A 22428-nucleotide genomic window follows, 5' to 3' on the forward strand; every position below is an offset into this window, starting at 1 on the left:
CAGACCCGAACTCACGGCACATCCCGAATATCGAAACCTGCTCCTCGCTCAAATCAAAATCCATCTGACCCTCCCCGCGGCGATACGGGAGGGAGTCTAGCGGAAGGCAGTTTGGTACGCAAGCATATCATACTCAAGATAACCGTATCGGACGGAACCGACCCCGGCCGCCGGACCGCTCAATCTCCGATGAATATCAGCGACTTGCCCTCGTTCCGGCCGTCGTAGAGATCCGCGATCGCGCCGGGGGCATGGTGCAATCCCTCGCGGATGTCGGTGGCGAACTGCAGCTCCCCCCCGGCGAGAAGCGCCGCGAGGGCGGTGCAGGCCTCGTCATAGGCCTCCATGTGGTCGAAGATCACGAAGCCGGACCAGATCAGACGCCGGGTCAGGATCTCGCGTTCGTTGCGCGGCCCGGTGGGCACCGGCGACCAGCTCGACACCGAGGCCGTGCCGCACTGCACGATGCGCCCGCCGACCGCCATCCGCCGCAGCACCGTGTCGAGGATCGTCCCGCCGGTGTTGTCGAAATAGACGTTCACCCCCTCCGGAGCGGCGGCGCCGACCGCGGCCGCGAGGTCGGCGGTCTTGTAGTTGAAGGCGGCGTCGTAGCCGAAGGTGTCGCGGCAGCGCGCCACCTTGTCGTCGCTGCCGGTCAGCCCGATGGTCCGGCACCCGAGGCTGCGGCCGATCTGGCCGACGCAGCTGCCGACCGCCCCGGCGGCGGTGGAGACCAGCAGCGTGTCGCCGGGCGTCGGACGGCCGAGCCGGGTCAGCGCGAGATAGGCCGTGACGCCGGAGATGCCGCAGAGACCGGCAAAGACTTCGAGCGGCAGGTCCTGCGTGCAGCGGTGCAGGATGGCGGACGGCGTCACCACGGCATAATCCTGCCAGCCGAAGAAGCCGTAGAGGAAGGCGCCTTCGGCCACCTCCGGGTGGCGCGAGGCCACCACCACCCCGACCGCCAGCGCCCGCATCGGGGTGCCGAGCGCCACGGGTTCGGAATAGTTCGCCACGTCCGCCGCCCAGCCCCGCTGCGCCGGATCGACCGAGAGGTAGATGTTGCGCACCAGGATCTCGCCCTCGCCCGGTTCCGGCACGGGGGCGGTGTCGATGGTGAAATGCCCGGCTTGGGGAATGCCCTCGGGGCGGGTGCTCAGCAGCACGCGGCGGTTGGCGTCGGGGCGGGAATAGGCGGGAATGTCACGCGGCATGGATGCTCCTTCGGCGGCACGGGATCGGTGTGGCGGGCGCGCTCAACCGAGCACGCCACGGGCGCGCAGCTCCGCGATATCCTCGTCGGAGTGGCCGAGCCATGCAAGCAGCCCGTCGCCGTCCTCGCCGAGCGATGGCGGCGCTGAGCCGACGGCCCGAGCGCGACCGCCGAAGCGGACCGGGTGCGCGATGCCGTTCAGCGTCCCGACCCCCGGCTTGTCGTAGCTCTGCACGATGTCGCCGGCGCGGGTGTGGGGATGGTCCAGCACCTCGGCCAGGGACTGGATCGGAGAGCAGGGCACGCGGACCGCGGCCAGTTCGCGGTCCCAGAAGGCGGCGGGTCGGGCGGCGATCGCCGCGCTTACCAGCGCCAGGGTTTCGGCGCGGTTGGCGACGCGCGCCGCGTTGGTGGCGAATTTCGGATCGTCGCGGACCGCGTCGTCCAGCCCCGCCACGGCGCAGAACCGCCGCCAGAGACTGTCGTTGGCGACGCCGATCATCACCGCGCCGTCCTGCGCCTCGAACGCCTGGTAGGGACAGAGCGATTCATGGCTGGAGCCGCAGCGGTCGGGCTGCACGCCCTTTTCCCAGAAGCTCTGGAAATTGTACCCGAGAAAGGCCATCGCGGTGTCGTAGAGCGAGACCTCGACCGACTCGACCGCCCCCGTCGCCTCGCGCGCGTAGAGCGCCGCGAGGATGCCCGAGAGCGCATGGATGCCGGTGGTCTGGTCGACGGGCGAGATCGGGCTGCGCACGAAGCTGCCGCCCTCTTCGCCGGTCAGCGACATCATCCCGGAGAACGCCTGCAGGATCACGTCGTACCCCGGCGCCTTCGCCAGCGGGCCGGTGCGCCCGAACCCCGAGATGCTGCAATGGATGAGGCGCGGATTGACCGCGCGCAGGGTCTCGCGGTCGATGCCGAGGCGTTCCGCGACCCCGGTGCCGAAGCTTTCGATCGCCACGTCGCAGACGGCGGCCAGCTCGTGCACGATGGCGCGGCCCTCGTCGGTCTTGAGGTCGAGCGCGATGCTGCGCTTGCCGCGGTTGGCGCTGAGAAAGACCGCCCCCAGCCCCGGCGCGCGGAACGGCGGCCAGCCGCGGGTGTCGTCGCCGCTGACCGGCGGTTCGACCTTGATGACCTCGGCGCCCATCTCGGCGAGGTATTGCGCGCAGAGCGGCCCGGCGAGCACCTTGGACAGATCGAGCACGCGGATGCCGTGCAGCGGACCCCTGGTCATGCCGTGCCCTCCCCTGCCGGCACCGGTTCCTTCAGTTCCTTGCGCAGGAGCTTTCCGGCGTTGCTGCGCGGCAGACTGGCGACGAGATGCACCTCGCGCAGTTGCTTGGTCGCGCCGAGGCGCTGCCTGCAGAAGGCGTGGAAGCGGTCGAGGAACGCCTCCTCCGGCCCTTCGCTGCGCGGGCTGCGCACCACGAAGCCCACCGGGCGTTCGCCGAAACGCGCATCCTTGCGCCCCACCACCGCGCATTCGGCGACCTCGGGCATTTCCTCGAGCGCCTTCTCGATCTCCTGCGGATAGAGGTTCACCCCGCCCGAGATGATCATGTCGTCCATGCGGTCGGTGAGATACATGAAGCCGTCGGCGTCGATGCGCCCGATGTCGCCGAAGCTCTGGTAGCCCTGCGGCGAGGTCCGGGTCGCGGTCTTTTCCGGGTCGCCGAAATAGGCGAAGGGGGTGATGCCGCTGAAGTGGATCGCCCCGGTTTCGCCCGGCGGCAGCTCGGTGCCGTCACCGTCGAGCACGTGGCCCACGCCCTTGACCACCCGGCCGACGGAGCCGGGGTGCCGCAGCCAGTCGTGACTGTCGATCAGCGACAGGCCGACGCCTTCGGTGCCGGAGTAGTATTCGATCAGGATCGGCCCCCACCAGTCGATCATCTCGCGCTTCATGGTGGGCGAGATCGGCGCCGCCCCGTGGATCGCGCGCAGGTGATCGGGCGCGGCAAAGGCCGCGCGCTCCGCCTCCGGCAGGTCGAGCAGGCGGCGGAACATGGCGGGCACCCATTGCGAGGCGGTGATCCGGTGACGCACCAGCAGGTCGAGCGCGGCCCCGGCCTCGAACTTGCGCATGACATGGGCGGTGCCGCCCGCCGCCGTGGTGGCGAGGGCAAAGCGCAGCCCGGCCGCGTGGTACAGCGGCTGGGTCGAGAGGTAACGCGTCTCGCGGTGCCAGTCGAAGATGTCGATGAGGTCGGCGGCAAAGGGCGGCGGGGCTTCTGCGATCTCGTCCCGGGTCGGCAGCGGGCGCCAGATGCCCTTGGGCGCGCCGGTGGTGCCGGAGGAATACATCATCAGCGCGCCCGGCGTCTCGTCCGCGATCGGCGTGGCGGGCTGGCGCGCGAGCGCGGCATCGAGATCCTCGAACCGCGGCAGGGCGCCGCCGGTGACGAGGCAGCCGTTCAGCGCCGGAATTCCCGCCGGGATGCCCGCCACGGCCTCGGCGAAACGGTCGTCGGCCAGGAACAGCCGCGCCGTGCAGTTGCGCACCACATGGGCGCATTCGGCGGCGGAAAAGGTGGTGGCGACCGGGGTGAAATAGACCCCCGCGCGGTAGGCGCCCCAGACCGCCGCGATCAGGCGGGGATCGTTGTGCAGCATGGCCGCCACGTGATCCCCCGGTGTCAGCCCGTGCGCGCGGAAGAGCTGCGCGAAGCGGTCGGCCAGCGCGTCCAGCCCGCCGTAGGAGAGGCTCTCCCCGGTGTCGAAGACAAGCGCGGGCTTGTCGGCCTCCTCGCGGGCCCAGTGTCGGGGGTCGAAACGCATGGCGGTCCTTCCTAGTTCAGTTGCGCCGGGAGCCAGAGCGACAGCGCCGGGATCGTCACCAGCAGCGCCAGCACGGCGAGATCCATGACGAAGAACGGCGCGACCCCGGCAAAGATGCGGCCGATGGCGATGCGCGGCTCGGTCACGGAATGGATGACGAAGACATTGAGGCCCACCGGCGGCGTCAGCAGGCCCATTTCGAGCAGCTTGACCACGACCACGGCGAACCAGACGGGGTTCATGCCCTGCGCCTCGATCAGCGGCAGGGTGAAGGGCAGGGTCAGCAGCATGATGCCGAGCGGGTCGAGGAACATGCCGAGCACGACGTAGAGGCAGACGATGCCGAAGATGAGCTGCCCCGGACCCGGGTCGAAGGCCACCACCTGCCCCACCAGCCAGGGCGCCACGTTGGTGAGCGCGACGAAGGTGACGAAGATCTTGGCCGCCCCCGCGATCAGGAAGATCGCCGCGGTCTGGTGCGCCGCCTCGCGCAGGGCGGACAGGAACGCGCACCGCGTGATGCGGCCGGTGACGAAGGCCAGCAGGGTGACGGTGGCAAAGCTGACCGCCGCCGCTTCGGTCGCGGTGAAGATGCCGCCGTAGATGCCGCCGATGATGATGACGAACATCAGGATCGCGATCCAGGCCCGCCCCAGCGCGGAGAGGCGCTGCGCGAGCGTGAACCGCTCGGAGATCGACGGCACGTCCGACCGGCGCAGCGCGGTCCAGGCCAGCACCACCAGCGTGTAGCCCAGCATCGACAGCAGGCCGGGGATGACCGCGGCGATGAACAGCTTGCTGATGGATTGCTCGGCGAAGATGCCGAACAGGATGAACAGCACGCTCGGCGGGATCAGCGCGCCCAGCGTGCCCCCGGCGGCAACCGCCCCGGTGGCCAGCCGGTCGCCGTAGCCGTAGCGCAGCATCTCGGGGACCGCGACCTTGCCCATGGTCGCCGCGCAGGCGACGCTGGAGCCGGAGATGGCCGAGAACCCGCCGCAGCCGACGATGGAGGCGATGGCCAGCCCTCCCGGCACCCGTGCCAGCCAGACCCGCGCCGCGGCGTAGATGTCGGTGGTGACCCCGGCGGCGAAGGCCACGTGGCCGAGCGCGATGAACAGCAGCACCGCCGACAGGTCGTAGGACTGGAACAGCTCGTAGATCGCGCCGCTGGCCAGCGTCAGCGTCGGGCGCACCGCCAGCGCGAACTCCGGCCCCTGCCCGCCCGGGGCGGCAAAGTTTAGATAGATCCCGGCCAGCGCGCAGCCCGCCAGGGCAAAGGCGATGGGCGTGCGCAGGGCGATCAGCACGAAGGTCGCGACCAGCCCGCAGATTCCGATGGCTGTGGCGGTCATCGCGCCGGGCCCTCGCCGGCGGGGCCGTCTTCGGCGGGGCCGTCGAAGGGCGCGCGCGCCCGGGCATCCCGCAGGAACAGCAGGATCAGCCGCAGGTTCATCACCAGCAGCCCGAGAAAGAACGCCGCTTCGGCCGGCCATTCCGGCAGCTTCAGCTTGCCGTACATGTAGGCACCGTCGCCGTAGGACCGCGCCGCCTCTTCCAGCGCGAAGACGCAGAGCGGCCCGAAGGCGATCAGCCCGACCGCCAGCGCGAGAAGGTTGCAGGCCTTGCGCATCGGCGCGGGCAGGTGGCGGTAGAGCAGGTCGATGGCGATATGTCCCCGCGTCGCGGTGGCATGGCCGAGCGCCACGGCGATCGTGCCCACCATGAGCTGCCGGACGATGAGAATATCGTCCGGCAGGCCCGGCAGCGGCGTGCTGCGCGCGGCGATGCCCCAGCACAGGATCGCCGCGATCACGAGGGCTCCGGCGACCGAGATGTGCAGGAACACCGCCTCGATCCGCGCCAGGAGGCGATCAGCCGCGCCCATGATCTCGGTCCCCGTCCCCGGAAGGCTTCGCCGCGCCGCTCATTCCGATTTCGACGAAATCAGCGTCTTGTAGGCGTCGACCACGGCCTGACCGTCAAAGCCGAAATCGGCGGATTCCGCGATCCAGGCGTCGATGTAGGGCTGGCTGGCCGCTTCGATGCGGGCGCGGTCCTCGTCGCTGATCTCGACCACCGTCAGGGACTTGCCGTCGATGCCCTGCGGGAAGGCGGCGATCGCCTCCTGGTTGGCGTCGCGCACCGCCTGCGCATTGCGCTCGGTCATCTCGCGACCGGCGGCGAGCACGGTTTCCCGATCGGCTTGGTCGAGACGCTCGAAGGAGCGGCGGTTCATGAAGATGCCGTTGGACCCGAGGGTGCCGAGATCGAAGACGAGGAACTGGTCCGCGACCTCGATCAGCTTGTAGGACAGGGTGGTGTAGGCATAGGTCTGCGCGCAATCCACCAGCCCGGTGCTCAGCGCCTGGTAGATCTCGGGCGTCGGCAGGGAAATCGTGGTGACGCCCATGTCCTCGAAGATCTTGCCGTATTCGGCGGTATAGCGGACCTTCTTGCCCTTCAGGTCGTCGAAGCTCCGGATGTCGGCCCCGTTGCAGACCATCTGGATCGGTCCGACGGTGTAATTGGCCAGATAGACCACGCCCGCGCGGTCGAACTGTTCCTGCATCGCCTCGTTCGTGGTGGCGAGCTCGTAGAGCGCCATGGTCTGCGCGACCTCGTTTTCGCTGGTGATCGGCAGATCCCCGACGCGGTAGGCGAAAAGATCCTGCGGCGCGTAGACCGCCGTGACCGTCACGATGTCCGCGACCCCCGACTTCAGCCCGTCAAAGCCGTTCTTGGCCCCGAGCAGCGCGCCGCCCCAGTGCTGGTCGATGGTGACGCGGCCCTCGGTTCGGGCCTCGATCTCGGAAAACAGCCATTGCACGGTTTCCGCGCGTGTGCCGCGGTTCGGACCGTAGTCGGCAAAGCGCATCACCGTCTGGGCCCCGGCCGTTCCCGCCCCGAGCCAGACGGCCGCCAGGCCCAGTACCGCCCCCTTGAAGACATTCGCGCGATCCATGAAACCTCTCCCCGCATTTCTGTACGCAAGCGCACTATAATTGCGATATATGATAAGTCAATTCACCGAATGACCAGCCCGACCCGCGGGTGGATGCGGGCAAAACCGACACCCGGCCCGGCGCCGGCGGCCCCGCCCGCCGCGATGACCCCGACCGGGGCAGATCCCGCTTGAAACCACGCCGCGACCCGGGTCAATGAGAGCGGGAAAGACCCGGCCGATCGCCGGTGCGCGCCATGAAATCTTCAGGAAACACGATATGATGACCCCCATGACATCCGAACGCCGCCCGCTGCTGCGCGGCCTGTGCCTGTCCTTCGCGCTGCTGCTGTCCGGTGCCGGGCTCGCCGCTGCGCAGACGCTGTATTTCTCGGCCATTCCGGACGAGGACGAGACGCGGCTGGTCGAGCGGTTCTCGAAGGTTGCCGAGTATCTCGAGGGCGAGCTGGGCGTGGATGTGGAATTCGTGCCGGTCAAGAGCTACGCCGCCTCGGTCACCGCCTTCCGCAACGATCAGATCCAGCTCGCCTGGTTCGGCGGGTTGACCGGCGTTCAGGCGCGGCTCGCCGTGCCCGATGCCCGTGCCATCGCGCAGGGCAAGGAAGACCCGATCTTCGTGAGCTACTTCATCGCCAACACCGACACCGGGCTCGAAGCCTCGGACGCCTTTCCCGAGGCGGCGAAGGGCATGACCTTCACCTTCGGGGCCAAGACCTCGACCTCCGGGCGGCTGATGCCGGAATACTGGATCCGGCAGGAGACCGGCGCGGCGCCCGAAGACTTCTTCTCGCGCGTGGGGTTCTCGGGCGATCACTCGCAGACGCTGCGGCTGGTGGCCTCGGGCGCCTGGCAGATCGGCGCGCTGAACTACGCGGTCTATGACAAGGCCGTCGAGGAAGGCGCCCCCGAGATCGAGACCGCCAAGGTCATCTGGCAGACCCCGCCCTATCCCGACTACAACTGGACGATCCGCGGCGACGTCGATGCGCGCTGGGGCGAAGGCTTTGCCGACAAGGTGCAGGCGGCGCTGATCGGCATGGACGACCCCGACCTGCTGGCCGCCTTCCCGCGCGAAGCCTTCATCGCCGCGAAGAACGAGGACTTCCAGCCGATCGCGGACACCGCGGCAGAGCTCGGCCTCATCGAATGACCCTGACCGTCCTCGACCGGCAAACGCTCGGCTACGGCGGGACGGCGGTTCTGTCGGAGGTGAGCCTCGCGCTCGCCCCCGGCGAACGGGTCGTGCTGCTGGGGCCCAGCGGGTCGGGGAAGACGACGCTGCTCAACGCGATCCACGACCGGCTTGCCGGGGCGCAGCGCGTGGCGCTGGTGCCGCAGGATCACGCTCTGGTGCCGCAGCTTTCGGTGCTGAGGAACGTGCTGATGGGGCGGCTCGACGATCACGGGCCGGTCCGCAACCTCGGCTCGCTGCTGCATGTCCGCCGTGCCGACCGCGAGGGCATCGCGCCGATCCTCGCCGACCTCGGCCTGTCGGACGAGACCGACCGCAGGGTGGGCGAGCTCTCCGGCGGGCAGAAGCAGCGCGTGGCACTGGCGCGGGCCTGGTGGCGCGGCGGCGCGGTGCTGCTGGCGGACGAGCCGGTGTCGGCGGTGGACGAGACCCAGGCGGCGGCGCTGCTCGACCAGGCGCGGGCGCGCTTTGCCACGGCGCTGCTGGCGCTGCACGACGTCGCGCTCGCCCGCCGCTTCGCGACGCGGCTGGTGGGGCTGCGCCGGGGCAGGATCGCCTTCGATGCCGCGCCCGGCGCCTTGGGAGATGCCGACATTGCCGCGCTCTATGCCCGCTGAGGCCCGGGCCCGACGCCGCGTCTCCTCGCGGCCCCTTGCCGCCCCGCGCCGCCGGATGAGCCGCCCGCGGGTGGTGACGCTGTTCGTGGCGCTGGGGCTGATCGCCCTTCCCTTCGCGGATTTCGGGCTTGCCGGGCACGACCCGACCGCCACGCTGATGCGCATGCTCTCGGGCTTCCTGCGCCCGGATTTCGGGGCCGTGGAAAGCATCGGCCGGGCGATCTGGCTGACGCTGGCCTTTGCGGTGGCCGGGGTCGCGGCGGGGGCGGGCACGGGGCTGATCCTTGCGCCCTTCCACCACCTTTGGCCGGTGCGCGCGCTGTGCATCGCCCTGCGCTCGGTCCACGAGCTGTTCTGGGCGCTGATGCTGATGCAGGTGCTCGGCCTGTCTCCCGCCACCGGGGTGCTGGCCATCGCCCTGCCCTACACCGGGATCTTTGCCAAGGTCTTTGCCGAGCAACTGGAAGAGGCCGACCAGCGCCCCTCTCAGGTCCTGCCGCCCGGCACCGACGCGCTGTCGCGGTTCGTCTTTGCCCGGGCGCCGCTGGCGCTGGCCTCGATGCGGCACTACACGCTCTACCGGCTGGAATGCGGGATGCGGGCCAGCGCGGTGCTGGGCTTTGTCGGGCTGCCGACGCTGGGCTTCCAGCTCGACAGTTTCTTCCGCATGGGCGACTACGGCGCGGCCTCGGCCATCATGATCTGCTACATCGCGCTGATCGCCTCGATCCGGCTCTGGATGCGGCCGCGCCTCGTGCCGCTCTGGATCGTCGCGGCCATCGCCACGCTCGCCGTGCTGAAGAGCCCGCCGATGGGCTCGGGCGCGCTGATGCGCTTTCTCGGCCACGACATCGTGCCCGCCCCCCTGCGCGAGGGCGGCGACGCCGCGGCGCTGCTCGAATGGCTGCGCCCGCTCCTGACCTCCGAGATCCTTCCCGGCCTCGTCGCAACGCTGCTGGTGGCGCAGATCGCGCTGGTGCTGACCGGGGCGCTGGCCTTTGCCGGGTTCGGGCTGATCGTGCCGCGCGTCACCGGGCGCGTCGGGCGGGCGGCGGGCCACCTGACGCTGGTCGTGCTGAGAAGCTTTCCCGAATACATGCTCGCCTACCTGTTCCTGCAGGTCTTCGGCCCCTCGATGCTGCCCGCCGTGCTGGCGCTGGCGCTGCACAACGGCGCGATCATCGCGCATCTGCTCGGGCGCGAGGGGGAATCCCTGCTGCCCTCGCTGCGCCGCGACGCGCCCTCGGGCCTGTCGCTCTGGGGGTTCGAACTGGCGCCGCGCCTGTCCGGGCCGTTCATCGCGCTCTGTCTCTACCGCTGGGAGATCATCCTGCGCGAAACCGCGGTCATGGGCCTGCTCGGGGTCGCCACGCTGGGCTTTTACATCGACAGCGCGGTCGCCGAACTGCGGCTCGACCGTGCCGTCGTGCTGCTGATCGCCACCGGCCTCATGACCGCCGCCGTCGACACCCTCTCCCGCGCCCTCCGGCACGGTCTCGGAACCGGGCTCGGTCGGCGCACGAGGGACGACTGCTGCTGAGGGGTCTTGCCACGCCCGGCCGCCGCCCGCAGTCTGGCAGGGGCTGGGCAGGAGGGTCGGCATGACCGATGTCGTTTCCGGGCAGGTGCGGTCCCGCATGATGGCGGGGATCGGCGCGCGCAACACCCGCCCCGAGATCGCGCTGCGCCGCCGGATGCACGTGCTCGGGTTCCGCTTCCGGCTGCACCGCAGGGATCTGCCGGGCACGCCCGACCTCGTCTTTCCGCGCCATCGCGCCGCCGTCTTCGTCCACGGCTGTTTCTGGCATCGCCATGCCGGGTGCCGCAAGGCCTCGACCCCCGCCACGCGGACGACGTTCTGGCAGGAGAAGTTTGCGGCCAATGTCGCGCGGGACCGCCGGGTGCAGGCAGAGCTGATCGCGCGCGGCTGGCGGGTGGCGGTGGTCTGGGAATGCGCGCTGGGACGGGGCGCCGACCGCGCCGCGTCGCAGCTTGCCGGTTGGCTGGTCGCGGGCGCGGAGCGGGTGGAGATCGAAGGCCCGCCCCGGCCGGAGTGATGGCCGGACCGGGGGTTGGACGCGGGTCGCGCCGGCACGGTCCGGCAAGGGGGAACGGTCGGGCACCGCCGACCGCCCCGCCCCGTCAGCGGATGAACTGGTCCACGTAATCCGCGCCGAGCCCGACCGCCTCGTAATGCTTGCGGCACATCTCGATCTTGGTGAAGACGTCCTCGTAGCCCATGGTCTTGCCCCAGGGATCGACGTAGAGCATCACGCCGTTGACCTGGAAATAGGTGATCATCTCGGTCACGTCGTCGGGCACCACGAGGGTGTGCGTCTCGCCGGGGGGTTCGTAGACATAGCCGCCCTCCTCCGCCACCCAATCGTGTTCGAGGTAGTGCCACCGCCCCTTCAGCACGAAGCCGTGCACCGGCGCGGGATGGCGGTGCCGCGACAGCACGCCGGATTTCCGCACCCTCAGGAGGTTCATCCAGTAGCCCTGGCTGCGGTTGAGGCAGAGCGGCCGGAACGACACGTTCTCGGCCTGGGGCACCCAGATCCGTTCGTCCTCGGCAATCGCCTTGGGGATCACGATCTCGTCCTGGGCATCCACCGGAAAGGGTAGCTGGTACGGGGTGCGCGGATCGTGGTCCGGAGTATCCTTCGACATTCGATGTTCCTTCACATGGCGAGGTAGCCGCCGTCGACGGGGTAGACGCTTCCCGTGACGAAGGCCGCTTGTTCGGACAGGAGCCATGCCACCAGCTCCCCGACTTCGACGGGCTTGCCCCAGCGCCCCAGCGGGGTGCGGGCAAGGATGGGACCGTTGCGCACGGGATCGGCGCGCAGGGCCTCGGTCATCTCGGTTTCGATCCAGCCGGGCGCGATGGCGTTGACGCGGATGCCGTCCGCCGCCCAGCGTCCGGCAAGCGCCTTGGTCAACTGCGCCACGCCGCCCTTGGAGGCGGAATAGGCAGGCACCAGCGGGCCGCCGAAATAGCTGAGCATGGAGGCGGTGTTGACGATGGCACCGCCGGTGTCCGCCAGCAGCGGTTGCGCCGCGAGGCAGCAGCGCATGGTGCCGGTGAGGTTGATGTCGATGACGCGCTCGAAGGTCTCGATCTCGTATTCGCCCCCGCGCACGAGGATGCCCGCGCAGTTCACCAGCCCGTCGAGCGGCCCGCGCCCGTCGAAGAAGGCCTGCACCGCGCCGGTATCGCGCACGTCGAGCACGGCCGCCTCGATTCCGGTGGAGGCACGGAAGGCCTCGACCTCGGCCCCGGTGACGCCGGTCACGGTCACCTGCCAGCCCTTGTCCCGCAGGACCCCGGCACATCCCGCGCCGATCCCGCTCGTGCCGCCGATCACGACCGCCTGTTTCATGCTGCACCCTCCCGCCGGGACCGCGCGAACACCTGCCTTGCGGCTGCCTCCGTCCGGGGTCCGTCGGGGCGAAGGTATCCGCTGAACCGGCGGGGTCAATGGGGTGATGTCACGGCATCGGGCAGACGGAGGGCGCGGACGCGCCGATGCAGGCCGGACGCGCGTGCGGGCCGGTCAGCCGGTTCCCCGGTCGGAAGGCAAGGGGATCATCGGCCCCATTGCCCGTCGGAACGGCGGCGGTCTCTGCCCTGCCAGCGCGTCGTTCAGAGGCCCCGGCGGGCGGAATCGCGCATGGCATCGACGCTCCATTTCCCGCCGCCCACCACGGCAAGATAGAGGAAGACGAAGCAGTAGAGGATGGCCGCATCGCCGCCGTTGAGGGTCGGAAAGAGGTTCTGCGGCGCATGGAACATCCAGTAGGCCACCGCCATCATCCCGGAAAGCACGAAGGCCACCGGCCGGGTGAGAAAGCCGACGAGCAGGAGCAGACCACCGACGAATTCGAGCACTCCGCCGACGCCCATCAGGCTCATCAGCGGCGGCTGCTGATCTGTCGCCGGAACGCCGAAGAGCTTCTGCGAGCCGTGCAGCAGGAAGATGAGCGCCGAGACGATGCGGAGCACGCTCAGCATCTCCGAGCCCCATCGGGGTGCGCTGTTGTCGGACATGAACAATCTCCTTCTGGATGTTCCGGCGGTCCTGCCGGACCGGGCGCGGCGCGCGACGGGGTCGATCGCGCCGCAAGTGCTTCATATCATACTACGATCGGCGCGAACCATCTACGCGGACCTGACGCGCAGCCTCGGCACGACCACGCCGAGCAAGGTCGACGTGAGCGCGGAAAAACCGCGCGCCGCGACCAGCCCCAAGGCGATGCCGCCGGCGATGGCCAGCGCGTCGAAGACGGCGTCGGAAACGACCGGTTTCAGGGGCTGCAGCAGAAGCTCCGGCGCAAACCGGTGCAGGAGGTAGATCGGAAAGGCCGCCTGCGCGATGCGCATGATCCCCCTCACCGCAAGGCGCGGCATCGGCACCCTCTCGACGAAAAGCAGCAATCCGCACAGGGCGAGCAGGCTGAGGTACTTGCTCCAGGAGCCGTACCAGTTGCCGCCCAGCCAGGCCGCCAGCGGCAGCATCACCATGGCCAGGGCCAGCACCAGGATGCGCTGCTCGAGGCTTTTCGCGGCGGCGATGCACCAGCCGATGGCAAAGAGGTAGAAGACCCAAGGAACGGAAAACTGTGATCTGCCGGCCGGGAGCGGCCATATCTCGGGCACGGTCAGCCTAAGCACCGCCGCCCCGGCAAACAGCGCGAGGCCGGTGCCGAACAACGACCTCGAAAGCCGGCGGCGCATCCGCCCGGACCGGAAAAGAACGACCAGCAGCAGGCATATCTGCACATATGCTTCGACGAACCAGTAGAGGTAGGGCAGCATCAGGTGGGTTTCGGGCTTCGTGATCGCGAAATTGCCGAGCATCGCCACCGAGACCCAGGGAATTTGCTGCCAGGCCAGGGCATAGCCGAACAGGATGACGAAATAGGGGATCAGCACCCGCCCGAGCGGCGCAAGAAAGGCTCCCGCGTCACCCGCGACCAGGAACTTCGCGCGATGCTCGGCGACGCTCATTCCCAGCAGGATGACCATCGCCGCGGCGCCGCCGTAGACCGGCCAGAGCGTCTGGTGGGCGGTCACCACCGCGAGGATCGCCAGCGCGCGGGCGAGCAGCGGCATGGAGACGTGGCTCGACCGGGGGCGCGTCCCGGCCGCTTCGAGATCCGCGATGCTGCGCTCTTCCCATCCGACCGGAAGACCCCCCAGACGCTCGTCGACCACGAGCGACATCTCGACATGCTGCAGGGAGTCGCCCCCGAGGCTGGCGAAGCTGTCCCTGCGCTGCACCGGGGTCGGGGCAAAGCAGCGCGCATAGGCGGCGAGCAGGTCGTGACGCGCGGGCGCCACCGCCTGCGATTTCAGCGCCTGGTAGTCGATCTTCCCGTTGCCGAGCCGTGGCAGCGCCGCGCAGGGCACGAGGATGACATGATGCTCCCCGATACCCGCAAGCTGCGCGACCCGGGCGCGCAAGGCGTCATCCGCCCCGGCCGCGGCGACCCGGAGATGCGCGTCGTCGCCCCAGATGGCCGCCTCGCGACCCGACAGGCCCAGAGCCTTTTCCAATGCGTCGTGCCCAATCCGGAGACCGGCAATCTTGGACATGCGCGTCTTGCGTCCGGTGATGCGATAGAAGCCGTCGTCGCCGAGCGTCGCAAGATCGCCCGTCGCCAGTTCGTCGAGGTCGGCCCCGCCGACAAGGTCGCTTCCATCGCTCGCATAGCCCATCATCACGTTGGGCCCGCGATAGATCAGCTCGCCTTCGCGGCCCGTGCCCCGTATCGTACGTCCGCCGTCATCCCTCAGCGACAGCGCGCCGCCCGGGATCGCGCGCCCGATCGCATCCGGCGCGTGTTCGGCCATGTCGTGGGGCAGGTAGGAAATCCGCGCGGTCGCCTCGGTTTGTCCGTACATCGCAAAGAACCTGCCGTCCCGCTCGCGGAGCCTCTTCGTCCAGTGCAGGACCTCGGCGCAGGGCATCGCCCCTCCCGCAACGGTGAGGCAGGTCAGGCGGGGCGGCAGATCCGCGCCGGAAAGCGCCGTTTCGAGCATGCGGAAATGGTGCGGCACGCCGGCAAGGCTCGTCGCGCCCGACGCCGCGAGGCCGGGAAGGAAGTCCGGGTCGAGAATGGAGCCTTCGGACAATTAGATGCTCGCGCCGCGCAGCAGGTGGGAGTGGAGCACCGAGAGCCCGTAGGAGTAGTGGAGCGGCAAGACCAGCGCCGCCCGATCCTTCGCGGTGATCTCGAGGTACTCCGCAATCGACCCGGCATTGGCGGAGACCGCGCCCATGCCGAGCCGGACCCCGCGCCCCTGCCCGGTGCTGCCGGACGTCGTCAGCAGCAGGCCCAGATCGGGATGCACTTCGGCCGCGCCGTCGTGATGGTGCATCCGGAACCGCCCCCCGTGCCGCCGCCAGCCGGCCGACGGGCGGAACCTTTTCTCGAGATCCACCGCCAGTTCGGGCTCTCCCGAAGGGAGCGGCATGACCGCATGGCCCGCCTGAAGCGCCCCGAGATAGGCGGCGATGGCGGTCGGGGTGGGGGCGATTTCGATCGCGACCAGCCCCCGCCGCTTCGGGAACCTTTGAGCGAACCGCTCCGCCGCCGCGGCAAGTTCGGCATAGGTCGTGATCCGATTGTCCGACACAAGCGCAGGCATGTCCCCGAATGCGGAGAGGGCGGCAGAGCTGTGGAACATGGAGCCTCGACATGGTTGGGGACAGGCGACAGCCGCGCTCGCTATATTGTCAGAGTAAATCAGTCAAGATAATTGGATCCCCGAGGCCGCATGTCGTGCGCGGCACCCGGCCTTGCCCCTAGGACGGGTGAAAGACCGCTGGTCCGCGCGTGGGTCTTCACGCAGAAATCGGGCCGCCCTCGTCCGCGCGCGTTCGGTGTGACGCCGGAACGCAGGGGCCCTCGCTGCGTCGGCGTGATGGGCTCGCTCAGGCCTTTGCCCCTTGTCCGAACCGTGCCTGCCGCCGGGCACGCGGGGCTTGCCGGAGGATGCCGCAGGGTCGCGACGGGTTCGGGCGGGCCCCACGGTTACCTGGCTGGACGGAGGCCGGTCCGGCGCAGCGTATTGCAGTCCCATCCGCGCAACGCCCGCAACGGCGCAAAGCGGCCTTCGGGTCATCCGCGGCGCAGGCGGAATTCGCCACCATCGGCACCAGCCTGCTGAACGGGGCGTCGTCCGGACATGAAATCGACCCTGTCGACGACAGGTTCCTGACGATCATGATGCCGATACGGGGCCGCATGCAGGTCCGGATGGAACGCCGGACCCGGATGATCCAGGCCGGGACCGCCCTCGCCCTCGGCCCTTCCGAGCGCTGGACGCGGGTGGAACGCGACGATCACCGCGGCTTCCGCGCCCATGTGGCCAAGATCCCGCCGGACGCGGGTCCGGTGCGGCATGCCCTTCCCGGACATCAGGCCGATCCCGTGCTTGCCACCTCGGCTGCGGCGCTCGCCGGGTTCGGGGCGTTGCTGCATTACCTCTTCAGCGATCCGGCCTCACCGGCGCCGACCCTGATCCACTCTCCCGCCTCCGATCTGTTCGCCGCGCTCGTGGTGGAACACCTGCGCCTGATGTTTGCGCTCGACGGGGTCATCGGTTCGGAAGGCCTGCATCTTCTGGCCGGGTCCGGCGCCACGGTCACCGCGATGGCGCTCGACTGCGGATTTTCCCACCTCGGCAGCTTTGCAGAGGCCTATCGCGCCGCCTATGGCGAGGCGCCGTCGGCCAAGCTGTGGCGGGCCGAGGGGGGCACGGGCGCAATCCGGACAGGCGGCCCGCGATCCGGATAGCTGGGGGCACCCGATCCCCCTGGCGTCAACGGCGGGTCGAGTTGGCCCGAGAGGGTGGCGATGGCCGTCATCGGAAGCGGAGCGTGAGGAGGTGGAGCCATGAACGGAGTTGCGCCCGAAGCGACCGCCGCCACTGGCGAAGGCTTCACCGCTTTCGCGCGAAGGGAGCGCGGTCTGCCCCTCCATCGTGGCGAGCCGGTCAGGATCGGACCGGACGGCTGCTACAACGAGCTGGCCGAGGACTTCGTCCAGTTCGCCAGCCCCGACGAGAAGAAACTCTTCGACGCCTAGGAACCGCCGGGCAAATGCCTGACCGAAACCATCGCGGCGGGCACCGACCTTGCCCCCTGCGACACCACGCAAAGCGCGCTGGACGTGCGCGCGGTCATGTCCGCGCCGGGTTATCCCGAATACAACGCCTTCGGCCTCTCCTACGGCACCAAGCCGGGCCAGGAACGGCTGCGGTCCGCGCCCGAGGGTCTGCGCAGCCTGGTGATCGACAGCATCAGCCGGGTCGACAACCCTGCCCATGACACCAACGGCGTTCCGGTCGACCAGGCCCTCGGCTGGATGGTCGACTACTGCAAGGCGGATACGGCCTGCGCCGCCGCCTATCCGGACCTCGAAGAGACGATCCACGCCGCCGGCCGGCGGCTGAGCGAAACCTTCCTCGAAACCCACATCCCCGACACCGAGAAACCCCGCCCGATGGCCCTGCTCTCCGCCATGACGGAAGAGGATGTCGCCGCCTTCTGCATCCGGGCCAAGACGGATTCCGCCGATATCACCTCGCAGGCGCGGATGATGTTCACCCTCGGGATCATCGCCTGCCAGGAGGATTATCCCTTCAACTCCCGCGAGGGCTAGGACGCCGTCGCCGCCTCCTACCGCTTTCCCGAGATAGATCCCGGGGTGCGGGATGGCACGCTGATCCTCTACGATGTCTGCGACCTGTTCGAGAAGCATCCGCGCGACGGCTACCATGACCCCGTGGTCAGCGGGATTCCGGTGCTGGCCATGGCCGGAACCAAGGACACCAGGACCAATCCGGACGCGACCGAAATGGTGCTGCGGACCCTCCCCGACGGGGAGGCCGTGCCGTTCCCCGAAGCCGGGCACGCCGTGATCCAGTTCTCGCAATGCGCCCGCGACGTCGCCATCGGCTTTCTCGAGGACCCCGACGCGCCGGTCAATGCGACCTGCACCGAGGCGCTGAAGCCGGAATTCCACATTGCGCCGACCCGTGACACGACAGGAGACCGACCATGAGCCCTGATCGGTTCCTTGCCCTCATCCTTTCCCTGACCGCAGAGCCCGACCCGGAAGCCCTTGCCCGGCGCAAGGCGGGCGCCGCCGATCCGGCCCACCCGGTCACCGTCACCCCCTGCGCCCGGCCGGTCGCCCCGTGAGAAATCGACGGCGGCAGCATCGTTCCGGGGCTGAAAGCCTCGTTCGTCGCCGGCTGCCTGCTGAGCCTTCGCCCCCGTCCGCGATCATGCCGCCTTTCCGGCATGGCCGGTCACGCGGGCGCTGCCGAAATGGGCCTCGACGGAGCGCGCGACCAGTTCGGCGGTGGCCGCCGAGAGCGTCCAGCCGAGGTGCCCGTGCCCGGTGTTGTAGAAGACGCCGGAGCGGCTGCCGGGACCGACCCTGGGCATCATCGAGGGCATCATCGGACGCAGTCCCGCCCAGGGCACCACCTGCCGGGTGGAGACGCCGGGGAAGCAGCGGTTCACCCACGCCACCAGCGGACGGATGCGGCAGTCCCGGATATCGCGGTTCGTCCCGGCGAATTCGGCGGTGCCGGCGACGCGGAACCGGTCCGGCCCGAGCCGGCTGGTGACGATCTTGGCCGCATCGTCGAGCAGGCTGAGCTGCGGCGCGGCGGCACGCGATGCCTCATCGGTCAGGTTGACGGTGATCGAATAGCCCTTGACCGGGTAGACGTTGAGCCGGTCGCCGAGGCCGCGCGCCAGCGCGCGGCTGCCGACTCCGGCACAGACCACCACGGCGGCATGGGACGACTGCCGGAGCGCGCCACCGGCATCGCGGTAGCGGATCGCGACCCCGTCGCGTCCGGTGCGGCAATCGACGATCTCGCTACCCATGCGGAACGACGCGCCCTGCCGGACGCAGGCCGCCGCAAGGCCGGTGGCAAAGAGATGGATGTCGCCGGTCGCATCGCCCGGTGTGTGGAAGCCGCCGAGGAAATCGCCTTTCAGCCGGGGCTCCAGCCGCCGGACCGCGTCGGCGTCAAGCTCGCTCCGCTCGACCCCTCCCGCGGCGAGCAGGTCCGAGACCCGCCGCGCGTGCGCCATTTCGGAGGCGGAGGCATAGACATGCAGGATGCCCCGGTCGTCGCGGTCGAAGGCGATCCGCTCGGCCTCCGCGATGTCGCGCATCCGCTGCCGGGCCGCCACGGCAAGCCGGGCGGTCTCGATGGTGTTGGTGCGGTAGTTCGGGATATTGCCGATGAACCCGGCCAGCCAGGAATACTTGTGCCAGCTCGGGGCCAGGCTCAGCGACAGCGGCGCGTCGGGCCTGAGCAGCCATTTCAGACCCTTGGCGATGGTGGCGGGGTGGTTCCAGACCTCGGCATTGGAGGCCGAAAGCTGGCCGCCGTTGGCAAAGCTCGTGTCCATGGCGGCATAGCGGTTGCGGTCGTAGACGGTGACGGCAAAGCCGCGTTGCATCAGTTCGTAGGCAGTGGTGACGCCGGTGATCCCGGCGCCGATGACGGCGATTGAGTTCATGTGTGCCTCTCGGGCAATGGGTTCGAACACGCCGGGACCGGCGCATTCCCCCTCTGTCCTTTTGCCTGAGAGCGTCACCGCGGCGTCGCGGCTTCTTCCTTCGGCGGATGCGGCTGCATCTCTCTCCAGAGTGTCGGTTCGGCAGTACCTGGGCCTGAGAGTTTCCGGGGCGTTGCTCCGTCGGCGCGGGCCTTTGCCCGTCTCTCCTGTCCGAACCTTGGTGACTTCGGCGACGCACCCCCGGTCCGGGGAGGCGACAGTGTCATGGGGTCATGGCGATCCGACGATCAGTTCGTGCCGGCTGGCTGCCCGCCGTCCAGCCGGGCGCGGCGGCCCCGGGTCACGGCGACGCTGGTCAGCAGGGCCAGAACGCCCGCCGCGGTGGTGCCGAACATCTCGGGCAGCGGCGACAGGAAGATCGCCGCTGCGACGGCCAGCCCGGTCAGCCCGAACTTTCGCGGGGCGCTGTTGAAGAACATCACGCAAACCGCGCCGTAGAGCGCCGGAAGGGTGTATTCCTTGACCGCGAGCGCCACGGGGGCGGGCATCACGTCGATCAGCGCGCTGCCGACCAGCACCAGCGCGAGCAGGAACACGAGGTTGACCAGAACCGAGACGGCAATGCCGATCACCGCCGCGACCTCGGCCTTCTTGCTGCCGGTTTCGGCCCCGATGGCGGTCTGGCAGGAGATCACCACCGGCACGCGCATGTTGCCGATGTTGCCCGAAAGGAAGCTCATGTAGCTGCCGCAGACCCCGAGCATCGGGAAGTAGGAGACCGGCTCGATCAACCACATGATGCCGACGAAGGCGGCGATGGACAGGAAGCCGTTCAGGATGGGTCCGAACCCGGGATAGGCGCCCAGCACCAGCGACAGGTACAGCGGCGGCACCAGGCACAGGATCATGGCGACGAGCAGCGTGCCGCGGCCGACCCGGTGGGCAAGGGGCACGAAGCGGGAGGCATAGTAGGTGTCGAGCGAAGTATCTGACATGATTGGGGTCCTCTTGCTCTATGCGGATCAGGCGGTGGCGATGGCGGCGATGTGGCCGGCGGTCATGCCGGCGACGAGGCTGAGGCCGACGCTCCATTCGCGCAGCCAGGACCAGCGGGTGCCGAAGGCGTTCAGCGCGATCATCGCGATGGCGCCGGCGGCGATGGCCGAAAGGTCGTCGACGGCGATGGTGACATCGGACAGCCAGCTCTTGTCGACCGCGGTATTGGCGATCAGCGTGGCGAAGATGGCGACCGGGGTCACGGTGGCCATGGCCTTGATCAGCGCCGGGTTGGTGGCGTTGAGCCTGTCCTGCGCCTTGCCGAGGTTCCTGGTGAGAAAGAAAGTGCTGAGCAGCCAGCCCATGCCGCCGAGCGTCATCACCCAGACCGACGTGGTGAAGGCCTGCAACGTGTAGCTGTCGGTGCCGAGCCGGGCGCCGACGGCCTTGGCCCCGGCATCCGCGGCGACGAATTCGAAGACCGCCGACCCGATCACCCCGACCCGCATCAGCGTGACCGGGCCGCCGACCATGGCGATCAGCGAGACGGCGACGAAGAAGATGGCGATGGCCGGACCGATCGAGTTGATCGCGGCGGTCTTGTAGACCGTGCTGCGCTCGTCCGGGCTCAGGATCGCGAAGCGGTCGGAAAAGGCGAGCGTCATGCGCAGGTAGAGAAAGGCCTGAACGACGACGACCGCGACGATGCAGGTGGCAAAGACCCACATGACGGGCCCGTTGGCAAGGGATAGGACGTCTTCCATGGAGAGCTCCGAAAGCTGGGCGCCCCTCGCACGAGAGGCGCGAGGGGGGTGGCTCAGGCCAGTTCCGTCTCGATCAGGCGGCAGAAGTAGCTGGCGGCGGTGGTCAGGATCTCGTCGTTGAAATCATACTTCGGATGGTGCGGATTCGCACCCGGTCCCGCGCCGACGCAGATGTAGTTGCCGGGCGCGTGCTCGGTCATGTAGGCAAAGTCCTCGCTGCCGGAGAGCGGCGCGAAGTCCGCGTGCACCTTGTCCTCGCCGACCAGCTTGCGCGCGACATCGAGCGCCATGTCGGTCGGTTCCTGCGCGTTGATCATCGGGACGAAGTTGTCGTCGTACTCGATTTCGGCACTGCCGCCGTAGGTCGCCGCCACACCGCGCGCGATCTCCTGCAGGCGGGCCTTCATCTGCTCGCCGACCGCCTTGTCGTAGTAGCGCAGGCAGCCCTTGAGCGTTGCCTTGTCGGGGATGACGTTGTGGCTGTTGGTCCCGGCGTAGACATCGGTGAAGGAGACGACGCCGGTCTCGTTGGGATCGACGTTGCGCGCCACGATGCTCTGCGCGGTCATCACGATGTTGCTGGCGATCTGCGTGGTGTCGATGGTCTTGGAAGGCAGCGCCGCATGGCCGCCCATGCCCTGCACGAGGATGGTGAAGAAGGTGCAGCCCGCCGCCATCGTGCCGTGGCGGGTGTAGATGTGGCCGAGGTCGAAGCCGGGCATGTTGTGGTAGGCATAGACACGGTCGCAGGGAAAGCGGTCGAGCAGCCCGTCCTCGATCATCGCCAGCGCGCCGCCGAGTCCTTCCTCGGCCGGCTGGAAGATGAAATAGACCGTGCCCGCGAAATCCCGGCTGCGCGACAGGTGCCAGGCCGAGGCGAGCAGCGTGGCGGTATGCCCGTCATGACCGCAGGCGTGCATCACGCCGGGGGTCTTCGAGGCATAGGGCTTGCCGGTTTCCTCGGCGATGGGCAGCGCATCCATGTCGGCCCGCAGGCCGATGGCCCGGTTCGACGCGCGCTTGCCCTTCAGCACGCCGACGACACCGGTCCTGCCGATGCCGGTGTGGACCTCGTCAAAGCCGAATTCCGTCAGCTTCTTCTCGACCATATCGGCGGCAAAGCCTTCCTGGAAACCGATGCCGGGGTTCTCGTGCAGCGCGTGGCGCCAGGCCACGAATTCGTGTTTCCGCGCTTCGATGTCTTCAATCATGCCCATGGCAAGTGACCCTCAGTAAGTTGCGTAATAAGATAGTTGCAGCCTGATACCATTGTTGGAAGCGTTTTTTTGTGGTTGAATCGGTCTCATCCGCAGATTATTGCATTCTGCGCCTATTTTT

At 68.9% G+C, this 22428-nt stretch carries 24 protein-coding genes and 1 riboswitch; of the genes, 9 read left to right on the forward strand and 15 right to left on the reverse strand.

Annotated elements, in window-relative coordinates:
* Positions 1–179: 179 nt before the first annotated feature.
* From ACN0RJ_RS19150 to ACN0RJ_RS19175, 6 genes are read right to left on the reverse strand one after another with little or no spacing between them, the layout of a single operon-like run.
* On the reverse strand, positions 180–1214 hold the full coding sequence (locus tag ACN0RJ_RS19150; RefSeq protein WP_417725301.1) for an NADP-dependent oxidoreductase: 1035 nt from the start codon (positions 1212–1214) through the stop codon (positions 180–182).
* Between the two features lie 42 nt (positions 1215–1256).
* Positions 1257–2453 carry a CaiB/BaiF CoA transferase family protein gene (locus ACN0RJ_RS19155; protein ID WP_417725302.1) on the reverse strand — a complete coding sequence of 399 codons (1197 nt, stop codon included), beginning with the start codon at positions 2451–2453 and terminating at the stop codon, positions 1257–1259.
* Entirely contained in the window at positions 2450–3997 is a 1548-nt protein-coding gene (locus ACN0RJ_RS19160; protein WP_417725303.1) for an AMP-binding protein, read from the reverse strand. Before ACN0RJ_RS19160 ends, ACN0RJ_RS19155 begins: the two co-directional genes overlap by 4 nt.
* 11 nt (positions 3998–4008) lie before the next feature.
* Positions 4009–5352, reverse strand: coding sequence for a TRAP transporter large permease (locus ACN0RJ_RS19165; protein ID WP_417725304.1), 1344 nt, complete (start codon positions 5350–5352; stop codon positions 4009–4011).
* Positions 5349–5885 carry a TRAP transporter small permease gene (locus tag ACN0RJ_RS19170; protein ID WP_417725305.1) on the reverse strand — a complete coding sequence of 179 codons (537 nt, stop codon included), beginning with the start codon at positions 5883–5885 and terminating at the stop codon, positions 5349–5351. Before ACN0RJ_RS19170 ends, ACN0RJ_RS19165 begins: the two co-directional genes overlap by 4 nt.
* A gap of 39 nt (positions 5886–5924) precedes the next feature.
* Positions 5925–6962 carry a C4-dicarboxylate TRAP transporter substrate-binding protein gene (locus tag ACN0RJ_RS19175; protein ID WP_417725306.1) on the reverse strand — a complete coding sequence of 346 codons (1038 nt, stop codon included), beginning with the start codon at positions 6960–6962 and terminating at the stop codon, positions 5925–5927.
* 262 nt (positions 6963–7224) lie between these two features.
* Between ACN0RJ_RS19175 and ACN0RJ_RS19180 the strand changes: the two genes are divergently transcribed.
* From ACN0RJ_RS19180 to ACN0RJ_RS19195, 4 genes are all read left to right on the forward strand, one after another.
* Positions 7225–8112 carry a putative selenate ABC transporter substrate-binding protein gene (locus ACN0RJ_RS19180; protein WP_417725307.1) on the forward strand — a complete coding sequence of 296 codons (888 nt, stop codon included), beginning with the start codon at positions 7225–7227 and terminating at the stop codon, positions 8110–8112.
* A complete protein-coding gene (locus tag ACN0RJ_RS19185) occupies positions 8109–8771 on the forward strand; it encodes an ATP-binding cassette domain-containing protein (RefSeq protein WP_417725308.1) in 663 nt (220 codons plus the stop codon). Before ACN0RJ_RS19180 ends, ACN0RJ_RS19185 begins: the two co-directional genes overlap by 4 nt.
* A 55-nt stretch (positions 8772–8826) precedes the next feature.
* Positions 8827–10311: a PhnE/PtxC family ABC transporter permease gene (locus ACN0RJ_RS19190; RefSeq protein WP_417725309.1), complete on the forward strand. Its 1485-nt coding sequence runs from the start codon at positions 8827–8829 to the stop codon at positions 10309–10311.
* 61 nt (positions 10312–10372) lie between these two features.
* Entirely contained in the window at positions 10373–10828 is a 456-nt protein-coding gene (locus ACN0RJ_RS19195) for a very short patch repair endonuclease (RefSeq protein ID WP_417725310.1), read from the forward strand.
* Between the two features lie 85 nt (positions 10829–10913).
* Here ACN0RJ_RS19195 and ACN0RJ_RS19200 read toward each other — a convergent pair whose 3' ends face one another.
* The 5 genes from ACN0RJ_RS19200 to ACN0RJ_RS19220 form a co-directional block, all read right to left on the reverse strand.
* Positions 10914–11441: a 2,4'-dihydroxyacetophenone dioxygenase family protein gene (locus tag ACN0RJ_RS19200; protein WP_417721982.1), complete on the reverse strand. Its 528-nt coding sequence runs from the start codon at positions 11439–11441 to the stop codon at positions 10914–10916.
* A gap of 11 nt (positions 11442–11452) precedes the next feature.
* Positions 11453–12154, reverse strand: a complete 702-nt coding sequence (locus ACN0RJ_RS19205) for an SDR family NAD(P)-dependent oxidoreductase (protein WP_417721983.1) — start codon at positions 12152–12154, stop codon at positions 11453–11455.
* A gap of 263 nt (positions 12155–12417) precedes the next feature.
* The gene (locus ACN0RJ_RS19210; protein ID WP_417725311.1) at positions 12418–12822 is read right to left on the reverse strand and encodes a DoxX family protein; all 405 of its coding nucleotides are present in this window, start codon (positions 12820–12822) and stop codon (positions 12418–12420) included.
* Between the two features lie 111 nt (positions 12823–12933).
* Positions 12934–14910, reverse strand: a complete 1977-nt coding sequence (locus tag ACN0RJ_RS19215) for an AMP-binding protein (protein ID WP_417725312.1) — start codon at positions 14908–14910, stop codon at positions 12934–12936.
* The gene (locus ACN0RJ_RS19220) at positions 14911–15465 is read right to left on the reverse strand and encodes an AMP-binding protein (RefSeq protein WP_417725313.1); all 555 of its coding nucleotides are present in this window, start codon (positions 15463–15465) and stop codon (positions 14911–14913) included.
* 572 nt (positions 15466–16037) lie between these two features.
* Here ACN0RJ_RS19220 and ACN0RJ_RS19225 point away from each other — a divergent pair.
* From ACN0RJ_RS19225 to ACN0RJ_RS19245, 5 genes are all read left to right on the forward strand, one after another.
* Positions 16038–16577 (forward strand): helix-turn-helix domain-containing protein, encoded by a 540-nt coding sequence (locus ACN0RJ_RS19225; RefSeq protein WP_417725314.1) that lies wholly within the window; start codon positions 16038–16040, stop codon positions 16575–16577.
* 99 nt (positions 16578–16676) lie between these two features.
* Positions 16677–16868, forward strand: a complete 192-nt coding sequence (locus ACN0RJ_RS19230; RefSeq protein ID WP_417725315.1) for a hypothetical protein — start codon at positions 16677–16679, stop codon at positions 16866–16868.
* An 84-nt stretch (positions 16869–16952) separates the two neighbouring features.
* Positions 16953–17444 carry a hypothetical protein gene (locus ACN0RJ_RS19235; RefSeq protein ID WP_417725316.1) on the forward strand — a complete coding sequence of 164 codons (492 nt, stop codon included), beginning with the start codon at positions 16953–16955 and terminating at the stop codon, positions 17442–17444.
* Positions 17445–17489: 45 nt separating this feature from the next.
* The gene (locus ACN0RJ_RS19240) at positions 17490–17846 is read left to right on the forward strand and encodes an alpha/beta fold hydrolase (RefSeq protein ID WP_417725317.1); all 357 of its coding nucleotides are present in this window, start codon (positions 17490–17492) and stop codon (positions 17844–17846) included.
* Positions 17843–17986: a hypothetical protein gene (locus tag ACN0RJ_RS19245; RefSeq protein ID WP_417721989.1), complete on the forward strand. Its 144-nt coding sequence runs from the start codon at positions 17843–17845 to the stop codon at positions 17984–17986. Before ACN0RJ_RS19240 ends, ACN0RJ_RS19245 begins: the two co-directional genes overlap by 4 nt.
* Before the next feature lie 84 nt (positions 17987–18070).
* On the opposite strand, the gene ACN0RJ_RS19250 is transcribed toward ACN0RJ_RS19245, so the two are convergent.
* From ACN0RJ_RS19250 to ACN0RJ_RS19265, 4 genes are all read right to left on the reverse strand, one after another.
* A complete protein-coding gene (locus ACN0RJ_RS19250; protein ID WP_417725318.1) occupies positions 18071–19330 on the reverse strand; it encodes a D-amino acid dehydrogenase in 1260 nt (419 codons plus the stop codon).
* A gap of 43 nt (positions 19331–19373) precedes the next feature.
* Positions 19374–19469, reverse strand: a riboswitch (glycine riboswitch).
* Between the two features lie 148 nt (positions 19470–19617).
* Positions 19618–20325, reverse strand: coding sequence for a hypothetical protein (locus ACN0RJ_RS19255; RefSeq protein WP_417725319.1), 708 nt, complete (start codon positions 20323–20325; stop codon positions 19618–19620).
* Between the two features lie 27 nt (positions 20326–20352).
* Positions 20353–21090, reverse strand: coding sequence for a DUF5058 family protein (locus ACN0RJ_RS19260; RefSeq protein WP_417721992.1), 738 nt, complete (start codon positions 21088–21090; stop codon positions 20353–20355).
* 53 nt (positions 21091–21143) lie between these two features.
* On the reverse strand, positions 21144–22301 hold the full coding sequence (locus ACN0RJ_RS19265; RefSeq protein WP_417725320.1) for a M20 aminoacylase family protein: 1158 nt from the start codon (positions 22299–22301) through the stop codon (positions 21144–21146).
* Positions 22302–22428: the final 127 nt, after the last annotated feature.

Origin of the sequence: Salipiger sp. (genome assembly GCF_048261495.1) — a bacterium.
GTDB lineage: Bacteria > Pseudomonadota > Alphaproteobacteria > Rhodobacterales > Rhodobacteraceae > Salipiger.